The 19,562-nt window shown below is 37.6% G+C and carries 13 protein-coding genes; 8 read left to right on the forward strand and 5 right to left on the reverse strand.

Annotated features, from left to right (window positions below; genetic code table 11):
* Window positions 1-170: 170 nt before the first annotated feature.
* The 5 genes from QA584_RS07945 to QA584_RS07965 form a co-directional block, all read right to left on the reverse strand.
* Window positions 171-2,063, reverse strand: a complete 1,893-nt coding sequence (locus tag QA584_RS07945) for an ABC transporter ATP-binding protein (protein ID WP_278273978.1) — start codon at window positions 2,061-2,063, stop codon at window positions 171-173.
* A gap of 1 nt (window position 2,064) precedes the next feature.
* A complete protein-coding gene (locus QA584_RS07950; RefSeq protein ID WP_278273979.1) occupies window positions 2,065-3,795 on the reverse strand; it encodes an ABC transporter ATP-binding protein in 1,731 nt (576 codons plus the stop codon).
* Window positions 3,796-3,956: 161 nt separating this feature from the next.
* A complete protein-coding gene (locus tag QA584_RS07955) occupies window positions 3,957-4,421 on the reverse strand; it encodes a MarR family winged helix-turn-helix transcriptional regulator (protein WP_278273980.1) in 465 nt (154 codons plus the stop codon).
* A gap of 594 nt (window positions 4,422-5,015) precedes the next feature.
* On the reverse strand, window positions 5,016-6,710 hold the full coding sequence (locus QA584_RS07960) for a S8 family peptidase (protein WP_278273981.1): 1,695 nt from the start codon (window positions 6,708-6,710) through the stop codon (window positions 5,016-5,018).
* A 65-nt stretch (window positions 6,711-6,775) separates the two neighbouring features.
* Complete coding sequence (locus tag QA584_RS07965; RefSeq protein ID WP_278273982.1) at window positions 6,776-8,452, reverse strand: S8 family peptidase; 1,677 nt, start codon at window positions 8,450-8,452, stop codon at window positions 6,776-6,778.
* A 246-nt stretch (window positions 8,453-8,698) separates the two neighbouring features.
* On the opposite strand from QA584_RS07965, the gene QA584_RS07970 reads away from it, so the two are divergent.
* From QA584_RS07970 to QA584_RS08005, 8 genes are all read left to right on the forward strand, one after another.
* On the forward strand, window positions 8,699-9,160 hold the full coding sequence (locus QA584_RS07970) for a Fur family transcriptional regulator (RefSeq protein WP_278273983.1): 462 nt from the start codon (window positions 8,699-8,701) through the stop codon (window positions 9,158-9,160).
* A gap of 243 nt (window positions 9,161-9,403) precedes the next feature.
* Window positions 9,404-10,231, forward strand: coding sequence for a sialate O-acetylesterase (locus QA584_RS07975; protein ID WP_442870354.1), 828 nt, complete (start codon window positions 9,404-9,406; stop codon window positions 10,229-10,231).
* Window positions 10,232-10,240: 9 nt separating this feature from the next.
* Window positions 10,241-10,759 carry a PadR family transcriptional regulator gene (locus QA584_RS07980; RefSeq protein ID WP_278273985.1) on the forward strand — a complete coding sequence of 173 codons (519 nt, stop codon included), beginning with the start codon at window positions 10,241-10,243 and terminating at the stop codon, window positions 10,757-10,759.
* Window positions 10,759-11,106 (forward strand): GTP-binding protein, encoded by a 348-nt coding sequence (locus tag QA584_RS07985; protein WP_278273986.1) that lies wholly within the window; start codon window positions 10,759-10,761, stop codon window positions 11,104-11,106. The genes QA584_RS07980 and QA584_RS07985 overlap by 1 nt, the downstream gene beginning before the upstream one ends.
* Window positions 11,107-11,417: 311 nt before the next feature.
* Window positions 11,418-14,513 carry an ATP-binding protein gene (locus QA584_RS07990; RefSeq protein ID WP_278273987.1) on the forward strand — a complete coding sequence of 1,032 codons (3,096 nt, stop codon included), beginning with the start codon at window positions 11,418-11,420 and terminating at the stop codon, window positions 14,511-14,513.
* Window positions 14,514-14,577: 64 nt separating this feature from the next.
* Window positions 14,578-15,714 (forward strand): response regulator, encoded by a 1,137-nt coding sequence (locus QA584_RS07995; RefSeq protein ID WP_278273988.1) that lies wholly within the window; start codon window positions 14,578-14,580, stop codon window positions 15,712-15,714.
* A gap of 289 nt (window positions 15,715-16,003) precedes the next feature.
* On the forward strand, window positions 16,004-18,850 hold the full coding sequence (locus QA584_RS08000) for an InlB B-repeat-containing protein (protein WP_278273989.1): 2,847 nt from the start codon (window positions 16,004-16,006) through the stop codon (window positions 18,848-18,850).
* 284 nt (window positions 18,851-19,134) lie between these two features.
* Window positions 19,135-19,440 carry a carboxymuconolactone decarboxylase family protein gene (locus QA584_RS08005; RefSeq protein ID WP_278273990.1) on the forward strand — a complete coding sequence of 102 codons (306 nt, stop codon included), beginning with the start codon at window positions 19,135-19,137 and terminating at the stop codon, window positions 19,438-19,440.
* The last annotated feature ends 122 nt before the right edge of the window (window positions 19,441-19,562 follow it).

Consider the following 19,562-nt stretch of genomic DNA (forward strand, 5'->3'; position numbering starts at 1 on the left):
TAAAAGAAACAGTAATAAAAGAAACAGTAATAAAATGATTATGTCCATAGTTGTAGGGACTGAGGCAGGAATCATTTTATGACTCATACTTTCTGAATAAGCAAGCAGGATACTAGTACAAACCAAAGCGGAGGGCATAAATCCTCCGCTTTTTACATTCTATCAAATTGTCACGACAATTCAAAAGTACCGGTATAGAGCTGATAGTACTTTCCTTTTTGATCCAGCAATTCCTTGTGGCTGCCCCGTTCGATAATCTGTCCATTTTCCAGTACCATAATAGAGTGAGAATTTCGGACAGTGGAAAGTCTATGAGCGATTACAAAGACTGTACGGCCGTTCATCAAACGATCCATTCCTTTTTCAATCAGGGCTTCCGTTCTTGTATCAATAGAGGAGGTAGCTTCATCTAGTATAAGTACCGGAGGGTCTGCGGCGGCGGCTCTTGCAATGGTTAGCAGCTGCCTTTGACCTTGTGATAAATTCGCACCGTCTGAAGTCAGCAGGGTATCATACCCCTGAGGAAGATGTTTTATAAAGGAGTGGGCGTTGGCTAATTTGGCAGCATTTATGACTTCTTCGTCTGTGGCGGTTAAATTGCCGTAGCGGATATTTTCCATAACCGTTCCGGTAAACAGATGGGAATCCTGTAGTACCATAGCAAGAGAGCGTCGAAGATCATTCTTTTTAATTTTATTAATATTAATACCGTCATAACGGATTTTGCCATCCGGCACATCATAGAAACGATTGATAAGGTTGGTAATTGTGGTTTTACCTGCCCCGGTTGAACCGACAAAGGCGATTTTCTGTCCGGTTCCGGCAAAAAGGCTGATTTCTTTTAATACCTGTTTATCCTCCTCATAGCCAAAGGTCACGTTATCAAGTTCTACCTCACCTTTTACTTGGGTATAAGTTACGGTGCCATCACTGTGGGGATGTTTCCAGGCCCAGATTCCGGTATGCTCCCTGGTTTCCAAAAGATTGTTGTTTTCATCCAGCGCTGCATTAACTAAAGTTACATAACCTTCATCTGTTTCTGGTTCTTCATCGATCATCGTAAAGATTCTCTCCGCACCGGCCAGGGCAGATAGTACTGAATTAAATTGCTGTGAAAGCTGGGTAATAGGCATGGAAAAACTTCTGGTATACTGGAGAAAGGCCACCACAGTACCTACAGTTATACCACCGTTTAAGGCTAAAATCCCGCCGGTTATAGCAGTAATTGCATAGAGGAGATAAGATAAGTTACCCATTATCGGCATAAGGATATTGGCAAAGGTATTTGCGTTGGTCGCGGCTTCACACAAGTCATTATTTAACTTTTCAAATTGTTCTTTGGAGGCTTCTTCATGACAGAATACCTTAACTACCTTTTGACCCTCAAACATCTCTTCAATATATCCGTTTACCCTGCCAAGTTCTTTCTGCTGGGTTTTAAAATAAGCGCCACTTTTACTGCCTATCGTCTTAATGACTTTTAACATGACAATCAGCATAATAACGACTAATATGGTAAGCTGCCAGCTAAATACCAGCATCATAATAAAAACGCCGACGACGGTAATGCCGGAGGAGATAAAGTTTGCTACGCTATTGCTTAGCATTTCGCGGATTGTGTCCGTATCGTTGGTGTAACGGCTCATCAGATCCCCATGGGCATGGGTGTCAAAATATTTAATGGGAAAGGTTTCCATTTTTTTAAATAGTTCCACACGGATTTTATATAAGGTCTTTGTGGATACATTTACCATAATCCTGCTGTAGCCATAGGTAGATAGTATACCAAACAGATAAATGACTGCCATCAAAAGGAGAGTTTTCACAAAGCCGGAAAATAAATCCTTGCTGTAATGTTCTGATAAGGGTCTGATATATTGATCAATCATTCTTTTTAAGAAGGAGGTACCGATAATTTGAGCACCTGAGCTGACTGCGATTCCCGCTATCACCAATATCAGCTGTAATTTATATTCGGACATGTATCCCATAATCCGTCTTAAGGATTTACCTGCATTTTGTGGTTTTGCGCCAGGTTTCATATCTCTTGTTGGTCCGGGCATATTATTCAGCTCCTTTCTGTTGGGAATCATATACTTCACGGTAAATACGGTTCTGCAAAAGTAATTCTTCATGGGTTGCAAAGGCGTCAATTTTACCATCATCCAGTACAATAATCCGGTCGGCTTCCGATACGGAGGCTATTCTCTGAGCTATGATAATTGTTGTGATATCGGAAAGCTTTTCTTTAAAAGCCTGACGGATTTTACTGTCTGTTGCCATATCAACAGCGCTGGTAGAGTCATCCATTATCACGATTTTAGGTTTCTTTAATAAAGCTCTGGCAATGCATAAGCGCTGCTTCTGACCACCGGATAAGTTAACGCCGCCCTGACCTAGATCCGTATTATAGCCTTTTGGAAAAGACATGACAAAATCGTGGGCCTCTGCGGATTTACAGGCCTCGATGATTTCCTCCTCCGAGGCCTGTTCATTACCCCATAACAAGTTTTCTTTTATGGTACCGGAAAACAGGACATTTTTCTGAAGCACCATGGCTACCTCATCCCGGAGATTTTTAAGCGGATAGTCTTTTACATTGTGCCCTCCTACAAGTACTTCGCCTTCTAAAACATCATACAATCTGGGGATTAGTTGTACCAGAGTAGTTTTAGAGGAACCGGTACCGCCTATGATTCCGATTGTCTCACCGGATTTTATAGATAAATTGACATGGCTTAACGTCAGATTATCTTCGTCCTTTGCATAACTAAAGGATACCTCTCTAAATTCTATGGAACCATCCTTAACTGTGGTTTCTTGGTTTGAAGCAGTATCTTTTATATCGATCTCTTCATTTAACACCTCGGTTATACGGTTTATGGAAGCCATGGATATAACCAGCATAATAAAAATCATGGAAATCATCATTAAGGACATCAGTATCTGTGTTATGTAGTTGATAAAGCTGGAGAGCTTACCGATTTCAAAACTGCCCCCCATTACCATATCCCCTCCAAACCATAGAATAGCTATGATACAGCCGTACATGCTAAGCTGCATAAGAGGACCGTTAAGAATAATTAATTTTTCGGCAAAAACCTGGGCCTTACGTACAGAGTCAGCAGAGGCACAGAATTTTTTTATCTCAAAATCTTCCCTTACAAAAGCTTTTACCACCCGAATATTAACCAGATTCTCCTGAACATCGGAGTTCATACGGTCATAAAGCTTTAACATAGCCCTAAATCTTGGATGGGCATGTGTCATAATAAAGTATAACGAGATACCAAGTAAAGGTATAGCAATCAGAAATACAGAGGATAACTTAACATTGATTATTATTGCCATTGCCGTAGCACCAATTAACATGATCGGCGCCCGGAAAGCCATGCGGATAAACATCATGAAGGCATTCTGGGTATTGGTAACGTCCGTAGTTAACCTGGTAACCAGAGATGGAGTAGAATATTTATCCACATTGGAGAAGGAAAAATCCTGTACCTTATCAAAGAGTTTTTTTCTTAGATTTTTTGAAAAGCCCATACTTGCTTTTGCTGCAAACCGTCCCCCAAACGCACCGAACATCAGAGAGATGACAGCCATACCTATCATTAGAGTGCCCATTTTTATTATATAGCTGCTTCCTGCTGTTCCTAAAATTCCATTATCAATAATTGCTGCCATAATAAACGGAATTAAAATTTCCATCAATACCTCACCGACCATAGCTATGGGGGTAAGTATGGCGTACTTTTTGTATTCGCCAATGCAGCCTGCCAGTTGTTTTATCATATTACGCCTTCTTTCCCGCTGTTATCTGCTTGTTTATTGTTGTAAATAACAGCTTACTTTTGTCATTTTCTATAACAGTTTTTTTGCGTTACTCAGATCTGTTTTTTAACATTTCTCCAATCAATTTTATAATAATATTCAGACCAGTTTGAAATCCCATTTCACATCAGTTTTTCAACATTATTCAAAGATTTTTTTAAAAGTTCTGCAAAGACAGCTCGTTCCTCTAAAGACATACCATCAACAATTACCTCTTCCAGATTTAATATAAAACCCACTAAACTTATAGACAAATCCTGTCCCTTTTTGGTAAGGCAGACCTTTTTAATACGGGCATCTGCCGCTATACCTTCCCTGATAAGTAAACCGCCTTTCTCCATATTCTGTAGTATACTGGTAACAGAGGAACGTTTGATTTTAAAATAGACTTCTATTTCCTTTTGTAAAGCAGACCCTTCTTCATTATGTTCTCTAAGAAACCGTAATATTTTAACCTGCTCAATGGTAAGGTTTTGCTTAACCAGGTTTTCATCTGCCAGATACTTAATATTCTTGGCCAGATTCTGGATATAATAACCGTACTCCGCTAAAGGTTTTGATAAATCTGCCGTTTTCGCTTTTTTCAACCTGAACTCCTATCTGTGCTATGCGCACCTACAAATAATCTCAATCCATGCTTGTGATTCACTCCCTCAGAGATATTTGATTGTTATATTGTTAGATGTCTAACAAATATTTTATAACAGGATTCTTGATTTTGTCAATCGAATAATTTAACTTAATTTAAAACTTTAATTTTGATTTGAGAGTCAAAAGCCTCAAAAAACTTAATTAATGAATAACCCGGTATATATATTCATTTTGTCGTAGACCGGCTGACAAGGCTGTTTATGTCCGACTAGAGACTCAGCAAAAAGCAGAGCAGTGCGATGCTTTTTGCATCTATGAGGCTCTACAAAGGACATGCCGCAGGAAGGTAAGGTAGACAAAATGAATATATATACCGGGTTATTCATTTTACAACCTAAATTAGGCTTTTGACTCTCAAATCAATTTTATTTCAATATTTATTGAGTTTAATCCCTTTAATCTGCTGCAATTCCTCAATATACTTGATGAATGCCTGGAACAAACAACAATTATGTCCACTAAATCAAAAAGTCAAACATGATAGCAGGTTTATCCTTAAGAAATATGCAGCAGTCCTGCTTTTCAATAATTCATTCACCGCTTAAGCTCTCAAAGGTACCATAGATATTAACCATACCATACCCCCATTCCCGATTAGGATAATTAAGACCGGGGGAGCGTTTTACACCCCGGATTAAATATTTTTTAATCTGGTGGGTATTCATGGAGCGGTCATTGCCTTTTACTATTCCCCATTCAAGGAGTATCGCAGAAATACCTGACATATAAGCTGCCGCAATACTGGTACCGGAAACCGATCCATATTGGTTTTCTGGAAGAGGAGCAAAGATGTCAACACCTGGAGCTGCCAAATCAGGATTAATTTGATTATACCGGGTATAACCTCTGCTGGCTTCTAAAAATAAACTTTGATTGGCGGGATTATAAGCGGTTACTGTAACAGAAGACATATTATTGCCTGGATCAGTTATTGTTGTAAATTGGTTTGGCATTAAAAAATAGGTCTGATCAGAAATAAACGTTCGAATTGGTAGCCATATATGAAAACCAGAGTTTATTTTAGAACCATAAATTCTGAATTTCCATATTCCGGGGGCAGGATTTCTAAAACGAATCAATATTAATTCATCACCAGTCTGAGATTCAACAATGGTATAGTCTATATATATTGTGGTTGAGTCAAAAAGAAATCTTATGTTCCGGTATTCATCCAACCGTGCAGGTATACGGGGGATATATTCCCCGGAAGGTGAAAGAATATCAATGGAATAAGTCCCGGGATTATTGCCCCATAACTCCATGGAAAAGTCATTTTCGTTATTACCGACTCTTAATTCTACTAATGTATTCAAGGCAGCAGGATCAATTTCGCCAAAATAATGGTGCTTGGCATTTCCTTCATTGCCGACTGCTGTAACAATACCTATTCCAACCTGATTAGAATAGTAGGATATAAGGTCATTTAAGGGACCTAATCCTTCGTGGCTCCCCTGATTGGTACCCAGTCCTATGCAGATAACAATAGGTCGGTTTAATTTTCTGGCTGTATGAAACAAGTAAGTGATGCCAAACATAATATCATTTTCTGAATAGCAAACTGCTTCATCTGGTACGCCAAAATATGCTCTAACCCCTGCTTTTGAAGGTTTTAACTTGACAATTAAATATTCCGATAACGGAGTAACGCCGGAAAAATCTGCTGTTTCACTGATATAACCACCTGCAAGTCCGGCAAGAGTGGTTCCGTGACCGTTTTCATCAACACTTGGAACGGTACTAAGTGGTGTATCGCTTTGGATTGCAGCATTAATTTGTTCTTTTGTATATTCCGTACCATAATAAAAGATATCGGGGGAGGCCTCCATATTAACTATGGTCTGATCCCATATGGAAACTATTCTGGTGGTTTTATCAGCATACTGAAACAACGGGTTGAGATAATCAATCCCCGTATCGACAAATCCTAAGAGTACTCCGCTGCCCCTTAAAGATAAAGGGGTATTTCTAAGCCTAGTTACTCCCATTTCATCAAGACTTAGGGTATCTAAGGGAGTGTATAGTTTGGGGATAACAGAATAGGCTACGGAACCAATTAATCGTTCTGGTATTCTTGAAAGGGGAACATAAACTGCTGCATATTTATTATTAATAAAGTTAAGGGTCTCACCTGAATACCTGGCATATTCGTCAGTGCTAAGGGCATATTCAATAATTCCATCTGAATAATCATTGCTGATTATTTTTAATCTCTCTTCCTTATTCATCCTCAATCAGCCTTCAGATTATTTAAGTCTATTCATTATATGAATTCCTACAGAAATATAGCATATCATTCACCGCTTAAGCTCTCAAATGTGCCATATATATTGACAATGCCGTATCCCCATTCCCGATTGGGATAATTTAGGCCCGGGCTGCGTCTTACACCACGAATTAAATACTTTTTAATCTGATAAGTATCCATGGAACGGTCATTGCCTTTTACAATGCCCCATTCCAGAAGCATAGCAGATATGCCTGTCATATAAGCAGCGGATAAGCTGGTTCCGGAAATTAAACCGTATTGATTATCAGGCAGGGGAGCATAGATATCTACGCCAGGAGCAGCTAAATCCGGATTTATCTGATTGTACCGGGTATAACCCCTGCTGGCCTCCAAATACAGGCTTTGATTCGCCGGGTTGTAGGCAGTGGAGGTAATAGCGGATAAGTTGTTGCCGGGATCCGTTATTGTTGTAAATTGATTCGGTGACAAAAAGTAAGTCTGATCGGTAATAAAACCCGTTATAGGAAGCCAAATGTGAAAGCCGGCCGTGATTTTGGAACCGTAAACCTTGAATTTCCATATACCAGGGGAAGGGTTTACAAAGCGGATCAGGATTAACTCATCACCTGTCTGTGACTCTACAATAACATAGTCCACATAGATTGTTGTTTTATCAAAAAGAAATCTTATATTCCTGTACTCATTTAACCGTGCAGGAATGCGGGGAATATATTCCCCGGACGGAGAAATAATATCAATAGAATATGTGCCGGGGTTGTTACCCCATAATTCCATGGCAAAATTATTTTCATTATTACCGACTCTTAATTCGACTAAAGTGTATCCGACAGTAGGATCAATTTCACCAAAAAAATGATGTTTCGCATTACCTTCATTGCCAACTGCCGCTGCAATAGCTATGCCGACCTGATTAGAATAATAGGATATCAAGTCATTTAAAGGTCCCAGGCCTTCATGGCTCCCCTGGTTGGTGCCCAGTCCAATACAGATAGCAATTGGCCGGTTTAATTTTCTTGCTGTATTAAACAAATAGGCCAGACCAAACATAATGTCATGTTCCGAGTAACAGATTGCGCTTTCTGGTACACCAAAAAATTCTCTCACATAAGGCTTGGAAGGTTTAAGCTTAACGATTAGATATTCTGACAATGGAACAACCCCGGAAAAATTTAACCCCGGGCTTGTATATCCACCCGCAAGACCAGCCAGAGTAGTTCCATGTCCATATTCATCTACGCTGGGTACAATACTAAGAGGTGCCTCGCTTTGAATAGCGGCATTAATTTGATCTTTTGTATATTCCGTACCATAATAAAAGGTATCGGAAGAGGCCTCCATATTTACAATGGTCTGATCCCAAAGGGTAATAATTCTGGTAGTTTTATCTGCATACTGAAACAGCGGGTTGAGATAATCGATACCGGTATCAACAAAACCTAAGAGGACACCGCTGCCCCTTAAAGACAAAGGAGTATTTTGGATCTTTGTCACTCCCATTTCATCAAGACTTAAGATATCCAGGGGAGTGTAAAGTTTGGGTATTACAGAATAAGCGGAAGAGCCGATTAACCGATCCGGTATTTTTGAAATAGGAGCATATACGGCTGCGTATTTTTCATTAATATAGTTAATGGTTTCACCTGCAAAGCGAGCATATTCTTCTGGGCTAAGGGCAGTCTCAACAATGCCATCTGTATAATCATTGCTGATTATTTTCATTCTTTCTTCCTCATTCATCCTTAAAAATCCTTGTGATTAATTAAGTTGATTCATTATATGAAAGTATAGGGTAATTTATCTTTGTCAGGCAGATTTTTTTGTAAATAACAGGCGGGTCATATTTCTTTATCGGTGAGGTTTTGTTTAAACTGAGTTTAAATAAAGAGTATATTGTATTTAGGAGAAGTTAATAACAGATGAGGCAGTATAAAGATAGAAGCTAAGAAGGGATAGAGGCGGATACCTATGATAGAAAATAGTTGTACCTATGATAGCATACTTCAGTCATGGGGGTATAAACTAACAACACAACGCAAGATATTATTGGATATTATTATAAAAAATCAAGATAAGCATTTAAGTGTGGAGGAGTTATATGATGAAATAAAAAATACGGGGAATCCTATGGGGTTAGCAACGATATACCGGACTATAAAATTGTTTGAAAAAATAAAGTTTATACAGCATATAGTCATGGATGATGGGGTATTAAGATACCAGATTATTGATCCCGACGAAAGGCAGGAGCATCATCACCTGATCTGTGAAATATGCGGAAATGTTGTGGATATTCAGGATGAAGTCGATATCCCGAAAGAACAGGATGCGTTATTTAGTAAAAAAGTATTTGACGAAAAGGGATTTAAGATAACCCGTCAAAAAATTCAATTTTACGGAATATGTAAGAAGTGTGCGTCTCATTTGTAATGGTAGTTCAGTGTTAATATTTGGTGATCTTATTTGACTTATTTACTTGAAATATATTCTTCGTAAAAATAAGTAAAAAACAAGTAATACCGGAAAACAATAATTTTATGATTAATTTACAATTTATTTGACAAATAGTCTAATTAGAGTATATTATATGTAATAGTCTAATTAGACTATATAATAAAGAGAAAGAACAAGTTATTGATCCCGGTAATTTGTTATAGAAAGGTGAACAAGATGATAAAATCTTTTTTAATGATAGGGCAATCCAATATGGCGGGACGTGGTTTCTTACAGGAAGTGCCTCCAATTATAAACGAACGAATTCAAATGCTGCGTAATGGCAGGTGGCAGATGATGGCAGAGCCGGTAAACTTTGACCGCTCTGTTTCCGGTGTAAGTCTGGCGGCTTCTTTTGCAGATGCCTGGTGTTTTCAGTATACAGAAGATACGGTGGGTTTAATACCATGTGCAGAAGGCGGTAGTTCCTTAGACGACTGGGCGGTTGAGGGAGAATTGTTTGGGCATGCCGTAAGCGAGGCTAAATTCGCGATGCAAAACAGCACGTTAACAGGTATATTATGGCATCAGGGTGAAAGTGATAGTGCAGGCGGCAATTATAAAGTGTATTATGATAAATTACTGATACTTATAAAGGCTCTTAGAACAGCCCTTGGCGCACAGGAGGTGCCTATTATCCTCGGAGGTCTTGGAGACTTTTTGGGTAAATCAGGGTTTGGGCAGCAGTGTACCGAGTACAATCATATTAATGAGCTTATTCAAAAATATGCATTTGAACAGGCAAATTGTTATTTTGTAACCGCTAAGGGGTTAACGGCGAATCCGGATGGGATTCATCTGAATGCGATATCCCAGAGATATTTTGGTCTGCGTTATTTTGAAGCCTTTCATAAAAAGACACATATTTTATCTCCCTTAAGTCAGGAGCAGGAGTTTTTAAACAGGCTGAATGCCAGAGAGCATACAAAGACAGAATTAATGTTTATGAAGCAGGTTGACTTTGCACTCGGCAGACTTTCCTTTGAAGGATTTTTAAGTGGGATGTAGGGGGGCAATATGATTCCATTACTGATTTTAGGCTTATTAATGCAAAATCCGGGAGCGAATGGATATGAACTACTGGCATGCATGGAAGAAAGACATTATAAGTATATCGTTAATTTTACTAAGGGCTCCTTTTATTACAATCTTTCACAACTGGAAGAAAAGGAATTAATCAGGCAGACGAGTCAAGCAGACCAAAACCGGGAAAGTCATCATTATGTCATAACGGAGCATGGTATAACCGAGTTTCAGAAATTGATGTACCAGTATGGTACAAAGACAGAATATGTTAACTTATCTTTTTATGGAGCTCTTTTATTTTCAAAGGAATATAAAAGAGATAATCTGATAGAGTTGATTCAAGTTCAAATGGAACAGACAGAAGCAAAAATTCTACTGTTAAGGGATGCTCTAAAGAGCGAACAACAACTTCCGGTTTATTTTAAAAAAATGCTGGAAAACTCCTTGGCTCACCATTTGGTAAATTTAGAATGGTTTCAGAAGCTTTTAAAAGATGTGGATACACTATAATGAAATTGTTATCCGAAAATAGTTTGTTATTAGGGCTTTCTAAAAGAAAAACTTTTAGAAAGCCCATTTTTACTGTTTGCTACATGGATTTCCTGGAGAATTACCCTGGTACACTGATACGTGCCAAAGGATATATATGGTTTGAGGATGACGATATGCATACTCAGTTATTTGAACAGGCAGGGAGAAATGCTTCGGTAACGGAAATATCTAATTGGGTGGCTGCGTTACCGGAAGAAGAGAAGGAAGAAGTATTTACGGCTTATCCTGATGTATTGGAAGATTGGGATGAAAACCTATGGAGACCGAATGAATCAGATTGTATTGATTTTACAATGACAACCTAAAGAAAGCTGATTGTATGATTTACCAGATAACAAAAGTTAACAAGTTTTACTGGTATACATAACGATAAGTTGGTTTAAATATTGTAATAATTACAAAATAGTGATAAAATTATACAATAAAAGTCGGAATACAAGGACTTAACATAAAATAATAAAATTTAGGTAGAATTTGCAAAAGACCAGCACATTGTTTTGCATATAACTGGGACTGGTAGGTCTAAACCGTGGCTTTTAGGATGCAGCATCTGGAAGTTAAGGAAAGTAATCAGTTCAGTTAATGAAAACAAGGTACTAGACATGAGGTGGCCGCATTGAACACATTACGAGATAAAAAGCTGCTTTTACTGCTGATAATAACAGTCTTGCTGTTACCAATATCCATTACCTTTATGAATCATAAAGAGAAAGTCACACCGAAGGGGGAGAAGGGATTTCTTGATTTGTCTAACTGGGATTTTAATCAGGAGGGAAGTGTAAAACTGGATGGTTATTGGGAACTTTATACCAACACTCTGCTGACACCCCAGGAACTGGATAATAATAACGTGCCGCCAAGTTATGCACTGGTTCCCGGCAGATGGTCCTATGGAGGATTAAAAGAGATCCAAAAGGATGACGGAATAGGTACCTACCGGTTAAAGATTAAAGTCAATCAGAAGTTGGATATTTTAGGACTTAGGATTAAAAATATCCGCTTATCCTATAAAATATTTGTTAACGGAAAGGAAGTGGCAGCCTGCGGTAATCCGGCACCGGATGAGCAAAGCGGTTATATTGCGAATAATCTTCCTATGACCGTATTTTTCCCCCTATCCAAAGGGGATGGAGATACAGCCATTATTGATTTAGTAATCCAGGCAGCCAATATCCATTATTACAACGGAGGAATTATCCAAAGTATCTATTTGGGAAACCAGAAGGATATTAACTGGGAGTATAACAAAGAGATGTTAATGGATGTGATGATATCCTCCTTCCTTATCTTGACTAGTATTTATTGTTTTGTTATTTTCTTAAGAAAAAGAGATGAGAAAAAACTGTTGTACATGTCTCTTTTTTATATTAGTCTTGCTTATATCATTGCTACAGCCAATGCAAAGGTCTTATTGCTTATGACGGATTTTGTACCATATTTAGTTGATATTAAAATAAGAACTGCAATTGTGGCTGTCAATATTATTTTTATTTGTTTATTTATACAGGATATGAGCAGGGAACTTATCTCGGATTTATCAATAAAATTAATTGTGATTATCATGTGCTGCTGTATGGCTGTAACGCTTTTGGTACCTTATGCCCGGATGGCGATTTTTGAAAAAGCGGTAACAGTCGTGTATTTACTGACTTATTCGTTAGTGGCACTAAGGCTGGTATATTGTATTGTTAAAAAGCGCCATGGGGGAATTCGTAAGAATACGGTTATATTCTTGCTGTTTTTAGATTTGCAGTTTATCAATGAATATATCTCATCCCTTCTTTATTATTACTCTGTTGTAAAAAGTTTTCTTCTCTCAAATATAATTTATTTACTTTTGCTTCTTGTGCTGTGTTACCTGTTTGCAGATCAGTACATGAAAGCGTATAAAGCCCTAAAAATAATGAATGCAGATCTCATAGCAGCAGATAAAATAAAAGATGATTTTTTAGCCTATGCTTCCAATGAATTTAAATCACCCCTGAATGCCATTACCAATATTACCCGGAGCATATTAAACGATGAAGCCGATACTTCTTTACTAAGTCAAAAAGAAAATCTGCTGTATGTATTAGGGATTACCGTTAAAATGTCAGATTTAGTTAATGATATTATGGATTATCAAAACCTGAAAAATAATAAACTAAAGTTTAATAAGAGGGATTTTGATATCTATGGGCTGGTAAATGTGGTTTTAGAAACAGTCAGATATATGAGCAGGGATACGGTAGTATTAAAAAATGAGATACCAAAAGGGCGTTACTTTATTACTGCCGATGAACACAGGCTGGAACAGATTATACATAACTTAATTGGATATTCCTTAAAAGGCTCAGAGGAGGGTACGGTTAAAATCAAGGGTCAGGAGTTCGACGGATATATAGGTATCTCTTTATGGAAAACCGGAAGAATGATGGAGGATAAGGTTCAACAGGAACTATTCAAGGAATATACCCCTCTTACAGCAAAAGGAATCGGGGACAATATTCCGGCGGAAATGGGAATCTATGTATCAAAACTTCTTGCAGTCAATATGGGTGGAGATATCTACGTGGAATCAAAAGGAGAGAAGGAATCCGCTTTTATTATAAGAATGCCAAAAGCCAGGAGGAACAGACAAACCGGGAGACCTGGTAATAAGACTGGGTTTAAATCAAGAGCAGAGAAAGAGAATGTACTTTCTTTAAAAATACCAAAGACTGGTGATGCTGAATTTAAGAGTCATAAAAAACCAAAGATTTTGTTGGCAGATGATGATGTGGTCACCCTGAAACTGTTATTTGATATCTGTAAAGAGGAATTTGAACCGGTAATTGCTTATAATGGAAGGCAGGCCCTTGAAATAATACAGAAAGACAGGGATATCAGTCTTGCCTTAGTAGACGTGGTTATGCCTGATATTTCCGGTTACGAAGTATGCAGACAGATAAGGGAGCTGTACACCTTATTGGATCTGCCGATTCTTTTACTAACAGTAAGGAATGCTACAGAAGATATCGAAACAGGACTTATGGCAGGTGCGAATGACTTTCTGGTTAAACCCTTTCATGCAAAAGAATTAATTAACCGGGTAAAGACCCTGAGAAAAATGCAGGAAGCTTTGCAGTCGGCAGTAAAAATAGAAACGGTGTTCCTGCAATCACAGATTAAGCAGCATTTTTTATACAATTCTCTTAATAGTATTGTGTCCTTATGTTATAGTGATCCGGAACGGGCAGGCAATCTTTTGGGAGAACTTAGTCACTATTTACGCAGTATCTTAGAGATTGATCCCCATCATTCCTTTATTGAGATCAAAAAGGAAATTTCTTTGATTAAGTCCTATCTGGAATTGGAAAAAGCCCGGTTTGGAGAGCGTCTGAAGATTTTATTTGATTATGACCAGAGCATTCTAAAGTACCAGATACCGGCATTTTTAGTCCAGCCTATCGTAGAAAACGCCATAAGGCATGGCATTATGGGCAGAATGACAGGAGGGACCGTTGCTATATCCATGAAAAAAAAGGAGAGTAAACTTGTAATCAAGATTAAGGATGATGGTGTCGGCATCGAGAAGGAAAAACTGGGGAATCTCTTACAAGAAACCTCTCAGGGCAGTATAGGACTGAAAAATGTTAATAAGAGGCTTATGAATGAATATGGAGAAAGTCTGTATATACAAAGTGAAATCGATAAGGGAACTAGTATCATGATAAGAATACCTGTATCATGATAAGCAGAGGACTTCTTACTATCAGGGTAATAGAAGGGTAAACGACAAAAAAGGAAGTATGTACATGGTGGCTATAGTTATTGATGATGAAGTGCTGGCAGTAGAGCATATAAGCAGGTTATTGGAAAAAGCAGGATTCACGGTTTACGCCTTTACAAATCCCTTAGAGGCATTGGAGAATGAGATATTAAAAAGTGCGGATGTTTTTTATTTGGATATCGAGATGCCGGAGATAAGCGGTCTTAAGCTGGCTGAAAAAATTCATACCCTTAATATGGATTGTGAAGTAGTATTTATAACCGGGCATAATCAATATGCTCTGGAGGCCTTTGATGTAAATGCCATTGATTATCTGCTGAAACCGGTAACTCCCGTACAGGTTGAGCGGTCTATAAAACGTATTGTAAAAAGAAGAGGGGATAAAGCACCTTATCAGGAAAGTGTCAGGAACGACAAAAAACGTGTGCATGTGACATTGTTTGGAAAAACCTCAGTATATACCGATGAAGAAGATAAAAACATTCGCTTCATGACAGTTAAAGTGGCTGAACTTTTTTGCTTTATGTTATTACAAAAAGAAGATGCTCAGATTTCTAAGTGGAAGTTAATTGATGAAATCTGGCCGGATAAAGATGTAAATAAGGGCAGCATTAATCTGCGGAGTACTATAAGCAGATTAAATAAAACCTTTCGGGAAAAAGACATACAGATTTCCCTTAAATCTGCAAGAAACGGTTATCAGCTGGAAGTGAACGAAGATATTGAAGTGGATGCATTCCTTCTAAGGCATATAGCGGATAAAAACTATATCCTTACAGAGGATAATTTAATGTATTTTGAAATGGTTATTTTAAAATATAATGATATGTTTTTAGAGGATTATGACAGCGAATGGTGTGAAATGTATAAAACCCTTTATCACAGGTATTTCAAAATGGCTGTAAAGAAATTAATGGAATACTATAAAAGAGGACAACAAGATACCCTTCGGATATTAAATATTATTGAATGGCTGGTAAGGTTTGAACCTTATGAGGAGGAAATAAGGGAACTGGTGTTAACCTTATATCATGGCAGTTATGGAAGAGCTACGGCAGTTAAATATTATGAGGATTATGAAAAACTTCTTAAGAAAGATCTAGATATGGAGCCTGGAGAAAAGCTGAAAAGGCTTTATCAGACATTATTACAGGAATCTTAAAAATAAAAGCATGGTGGATAAGTCAGGAAGAAGACTTATTACCATGCTTTTTCATTATAGAGTATTTCGTATAGTAATTTTTATCTAAGAATTTATAATAAAAAGAATAATAAAACTTTATAAGTACCAATAGGTTCAGAATAAAACAAATAACTGAAAATACAAATAATTCTATAATAACCTTTAATATGACAAAATCACCGATATTTGTAACAAATTTGCAACATCTGATTTGTTAATATTTCAATATGGAAAAACATCCTATTAAAAAATAATTTAAGGAGGATTTATGAAAACATTATTAAAGAAATTTATGGTTTTTTTTCTGTCCCTGACATTAATCGCGGGACTCATAACAATTCCTGCTGTCACCGCTAAAGCAGGATTTACTGGCAGTGGGCATACAGATTTTGAGAATTACGGAGAAGACGGTGGTGTTGACCTGACGGAAAGGCAGTCTGCTATTGATGGATTGACTGTAAATAATGTGAATGGATATAAATTTACAATGTACTCCAACAGTTTTGAACAGGATTGTACTATCTCAATAAGCAATCAAGCTGTCGGAGGTAGTTTTAGTACTTATCTTATGGCTTGGCTGGATTATAATCCTGGACCCGATTTTAATCCTATGGTTACGAAACTTGTAATAACTAAGAATGATAATAGTAAATTCGATCTTAATTCTATTGTATTAGCTATTGCAGATTTGTTGTCAGAAACAAATGACATCATTTTGACCGGATATAAAAATAATAGTCCGGTTGAAGGTGCATTTTTAAGCAAACAGGTGAAGTCCCTTATTTATGAAGGCGGAGAGAATGCTGCTTTTGATGTATCGGATAACAATGCCTTTAAAGGAATTGATGCTGCTGTCATTACTTTAGGCGATTCGGTTGGAGCTAATGTTGGTATATTAATAAAAAGCATCACGGCTCAGGATGCTCAGGAGAGTACCAATGAAGCTCCCACTGCAACCCAGTTAAGAATAGAGCCAAATTCCTCCGGTGAATTTTTAGAGGGTACGTTTGAGTATGCGGATGCTGAGGGGGATGAGAGCGGAATAAGCTTATTTCAGTGGTACAGAGCAGATGATGCCCAAGGTACTAACGAAATTGCAATTCCAGATGCAGTTGAAGCGAGTTATCTCTTAACTGAGGACGACTATGGAAAATATATACGGTTTGAAGTCACTCCAGTGGCATTAACCGGTACTCTTACAGGAACACCTGTTAAGAGTGAATTTTATGGATGGGGTATTGTAGATTCTATAAGTATAAAGTCCGCACCTGTGAAAACTACTTATATGGAAGGTGAAACTCTTGATCTGAGTGGTCTTGTGGTAACACTTAATAAAAATGATGGCAGCAGTGAAGATGTAGCTTTCTCAGAATTTGCCGAGAAAGGTATTAGTACTTTTCCGGTAAACGGAGGAACACTAAACACGGAAACATCAGTTGTAATAATTACCTATACAGATCTTGGTATCTCAGTAAATCAACAGTTAATAATTACTCCCCCGGTTCAAAACCATACGGTTATCTTTAACTATGGTGGGGTAAATTCTATCACAGCATTAGTAAAAGCCGGAGAGAGTCTTGGTAGTCTTTGGCCCGCTAACCCGGTAAAAGCAGGATATACCTTTCAGGGCTGGTATACAAAAGAGGGTGGTTTAGGCAGTGCCTTTACTTCTGATACAATTGTAAATGAAAATATGACAGTCTATGCCAAGTGGAAAACAAACACGAACAGCAACCCGGGTAACAACCCAGGTAATCCAGGCAACCCGGGTAACAATCCTGATAATAACTCCGGCAGCAATCCTATTAATAATCCGGACGATTCAGATAGTAACCAGGAAACAACTAAGGATGATACCAAACAGATTACAGTTGATGTAAAACAAGGTGATACAGACAGCGTTGCTTCTAAAATTACAATTGAGAGAACCAAGGGCAAAGACGGAGTGAAATCAGATAAGGTAACTTATCAAAATGACAAAGCTATGGAGACCGTTAAGAAATTAAAAGCAGAGGGAAAAGATACAGCAAGAATTGTTATACCGGATGAAATGGATGAGGTAGCAGATACTACAATAAGTATTTCGCAGGATTCTTTAAAAACCCTGTTTAAGGGCGGAATCAACCTTCAGATGGATACAGAAGAAGCAAAAATCAGTCTGCCAAAAGAAAGTGTGAAAGCTGCCAGCCAGAAACTGGAGGATGACCTGTATTTCCGTCTAGTGCCAGTGAAGAAAGACATTGACAAACAACATGTTATAAAACAAGCCAAAATAGATGCTGTAAAATTAAGCGGTAATAATAATGCAGTCGTATCAATGATAGGAAATCCTGTGACCATTGAAACAAACATGCCTTCTGCCAAGATTGATATTACTCTTCCGCTAGCAGGAATTGAGATTCCTGATGGTGCAGCAAAGAAAGCTGCTTTTATGAAGCAGTTAGCAGTATATATTGAACATTCCGACGGAGAGAGAGAACTGGTACAGGGTAAACTCGTTGAATATAAAGAGGGTGTATATGGAATACGCTTTCGTATTACAAAATTCAGTACATTTACTGTGGTAAAAACAGATGCCTTTCAAAAGACCCCGGCTAAAGAAAACAAAGCCTTAAAAGCTGAACTGATCAAAGTTATGGTACCTAAGAAAACAGTAATAAAGGATACCAGTATTATAGCGGAAGTTACCAGTGATAAGACTTTTGTTATTGTAAAAGCGAAGGTAAGTTCTAAAGCCTCGTTTAAAATATATAGTGATAAAGCCTTAAAAAGAGTAATAAAAGAGAATAAGGTTAACTTAAAACCAGGCGTTAACACCGTATATCTTAAAGTAACTGCAGGGAATGGAAGTTTATCTAAAGTTTATACTTTAAAAATTACCCGCAAAGAAGAAGTATATAAAAGCCATATCCGTCTTGGGCTAATCGGCAGTAAAGAATATGCCCATAGTGTTGCACAAATATTTAAGCAGGACTATGACAGTGCCAATGTTTTGGTTACGGGCAAGGGTAAATATTATCTGGTTACTATGGACTTTAAAAACAAAACAGAAGCAATAAAAGCCTGTGAGGATATGAAACGCAGACAGTATATTATTAATTACTATTTTAACTAATATTTATTAGTTCCGGTAGCGTGAAGTGGTCATGAAGTAAAATAATCAAATCGTGCTGCGTGTACATGTTTTGCAGAGAACTATGCAGAAGAGAACTATGCAGATGAGAACTATGCAGACTAAATTACCCATTGCGGATTTTAGTCTGCATAGTTTTTTGTTGATTATGGGATTTTAGTCTTACATTAATTATTAATATTGACAAATAAGTGATTGAAGAATAAAATGAGTAAGTACTCAGTGAGTATGAACTCAATTAAAAAACCGCAAAGGAGATATAAAAAATGAAGGTCAGCAAGGCATTTGAAACATTTGCATCGGAAACACCGGAATACCAAAAAATATGGATGGAGGCTGTACAAAAATTAGATACTGTGAATAAGCTTGATACGAAGACAAAAGAACTCGCATATTTAGCAGTACTCTCAGCCCTGCGGCTTGAGAGCGGAGTACCCTTTCATACCCAAATGGCTAAATCACACGGAGCTACAAGAGAGGAAGTGATCGGTGCAATCTTAGTGGGACTTCCTGCTGTCGGTAACTGTGTGGTGAATGCGTTACCTATTGCACTTTCTGCCTATGATGAGTAAATAGGTCCAGTTACAAGTAAATAAGTCATTGTAAAAAGCTTAAATCCAAAAGTTAACAAGAAATATCTTTTCATACTTTTTCAGACACTCATTACTGCCTTAATTACTCTTCTTAATAATTC

Source organism: Anaerocolumna sp. AGMB13025 (genome assembly GCF_029689925.1).
GTDB lineage: Bacteria > Bacillota > Clostridia > Lachnospirales > Lachnospiraceae > Anaerocolumna.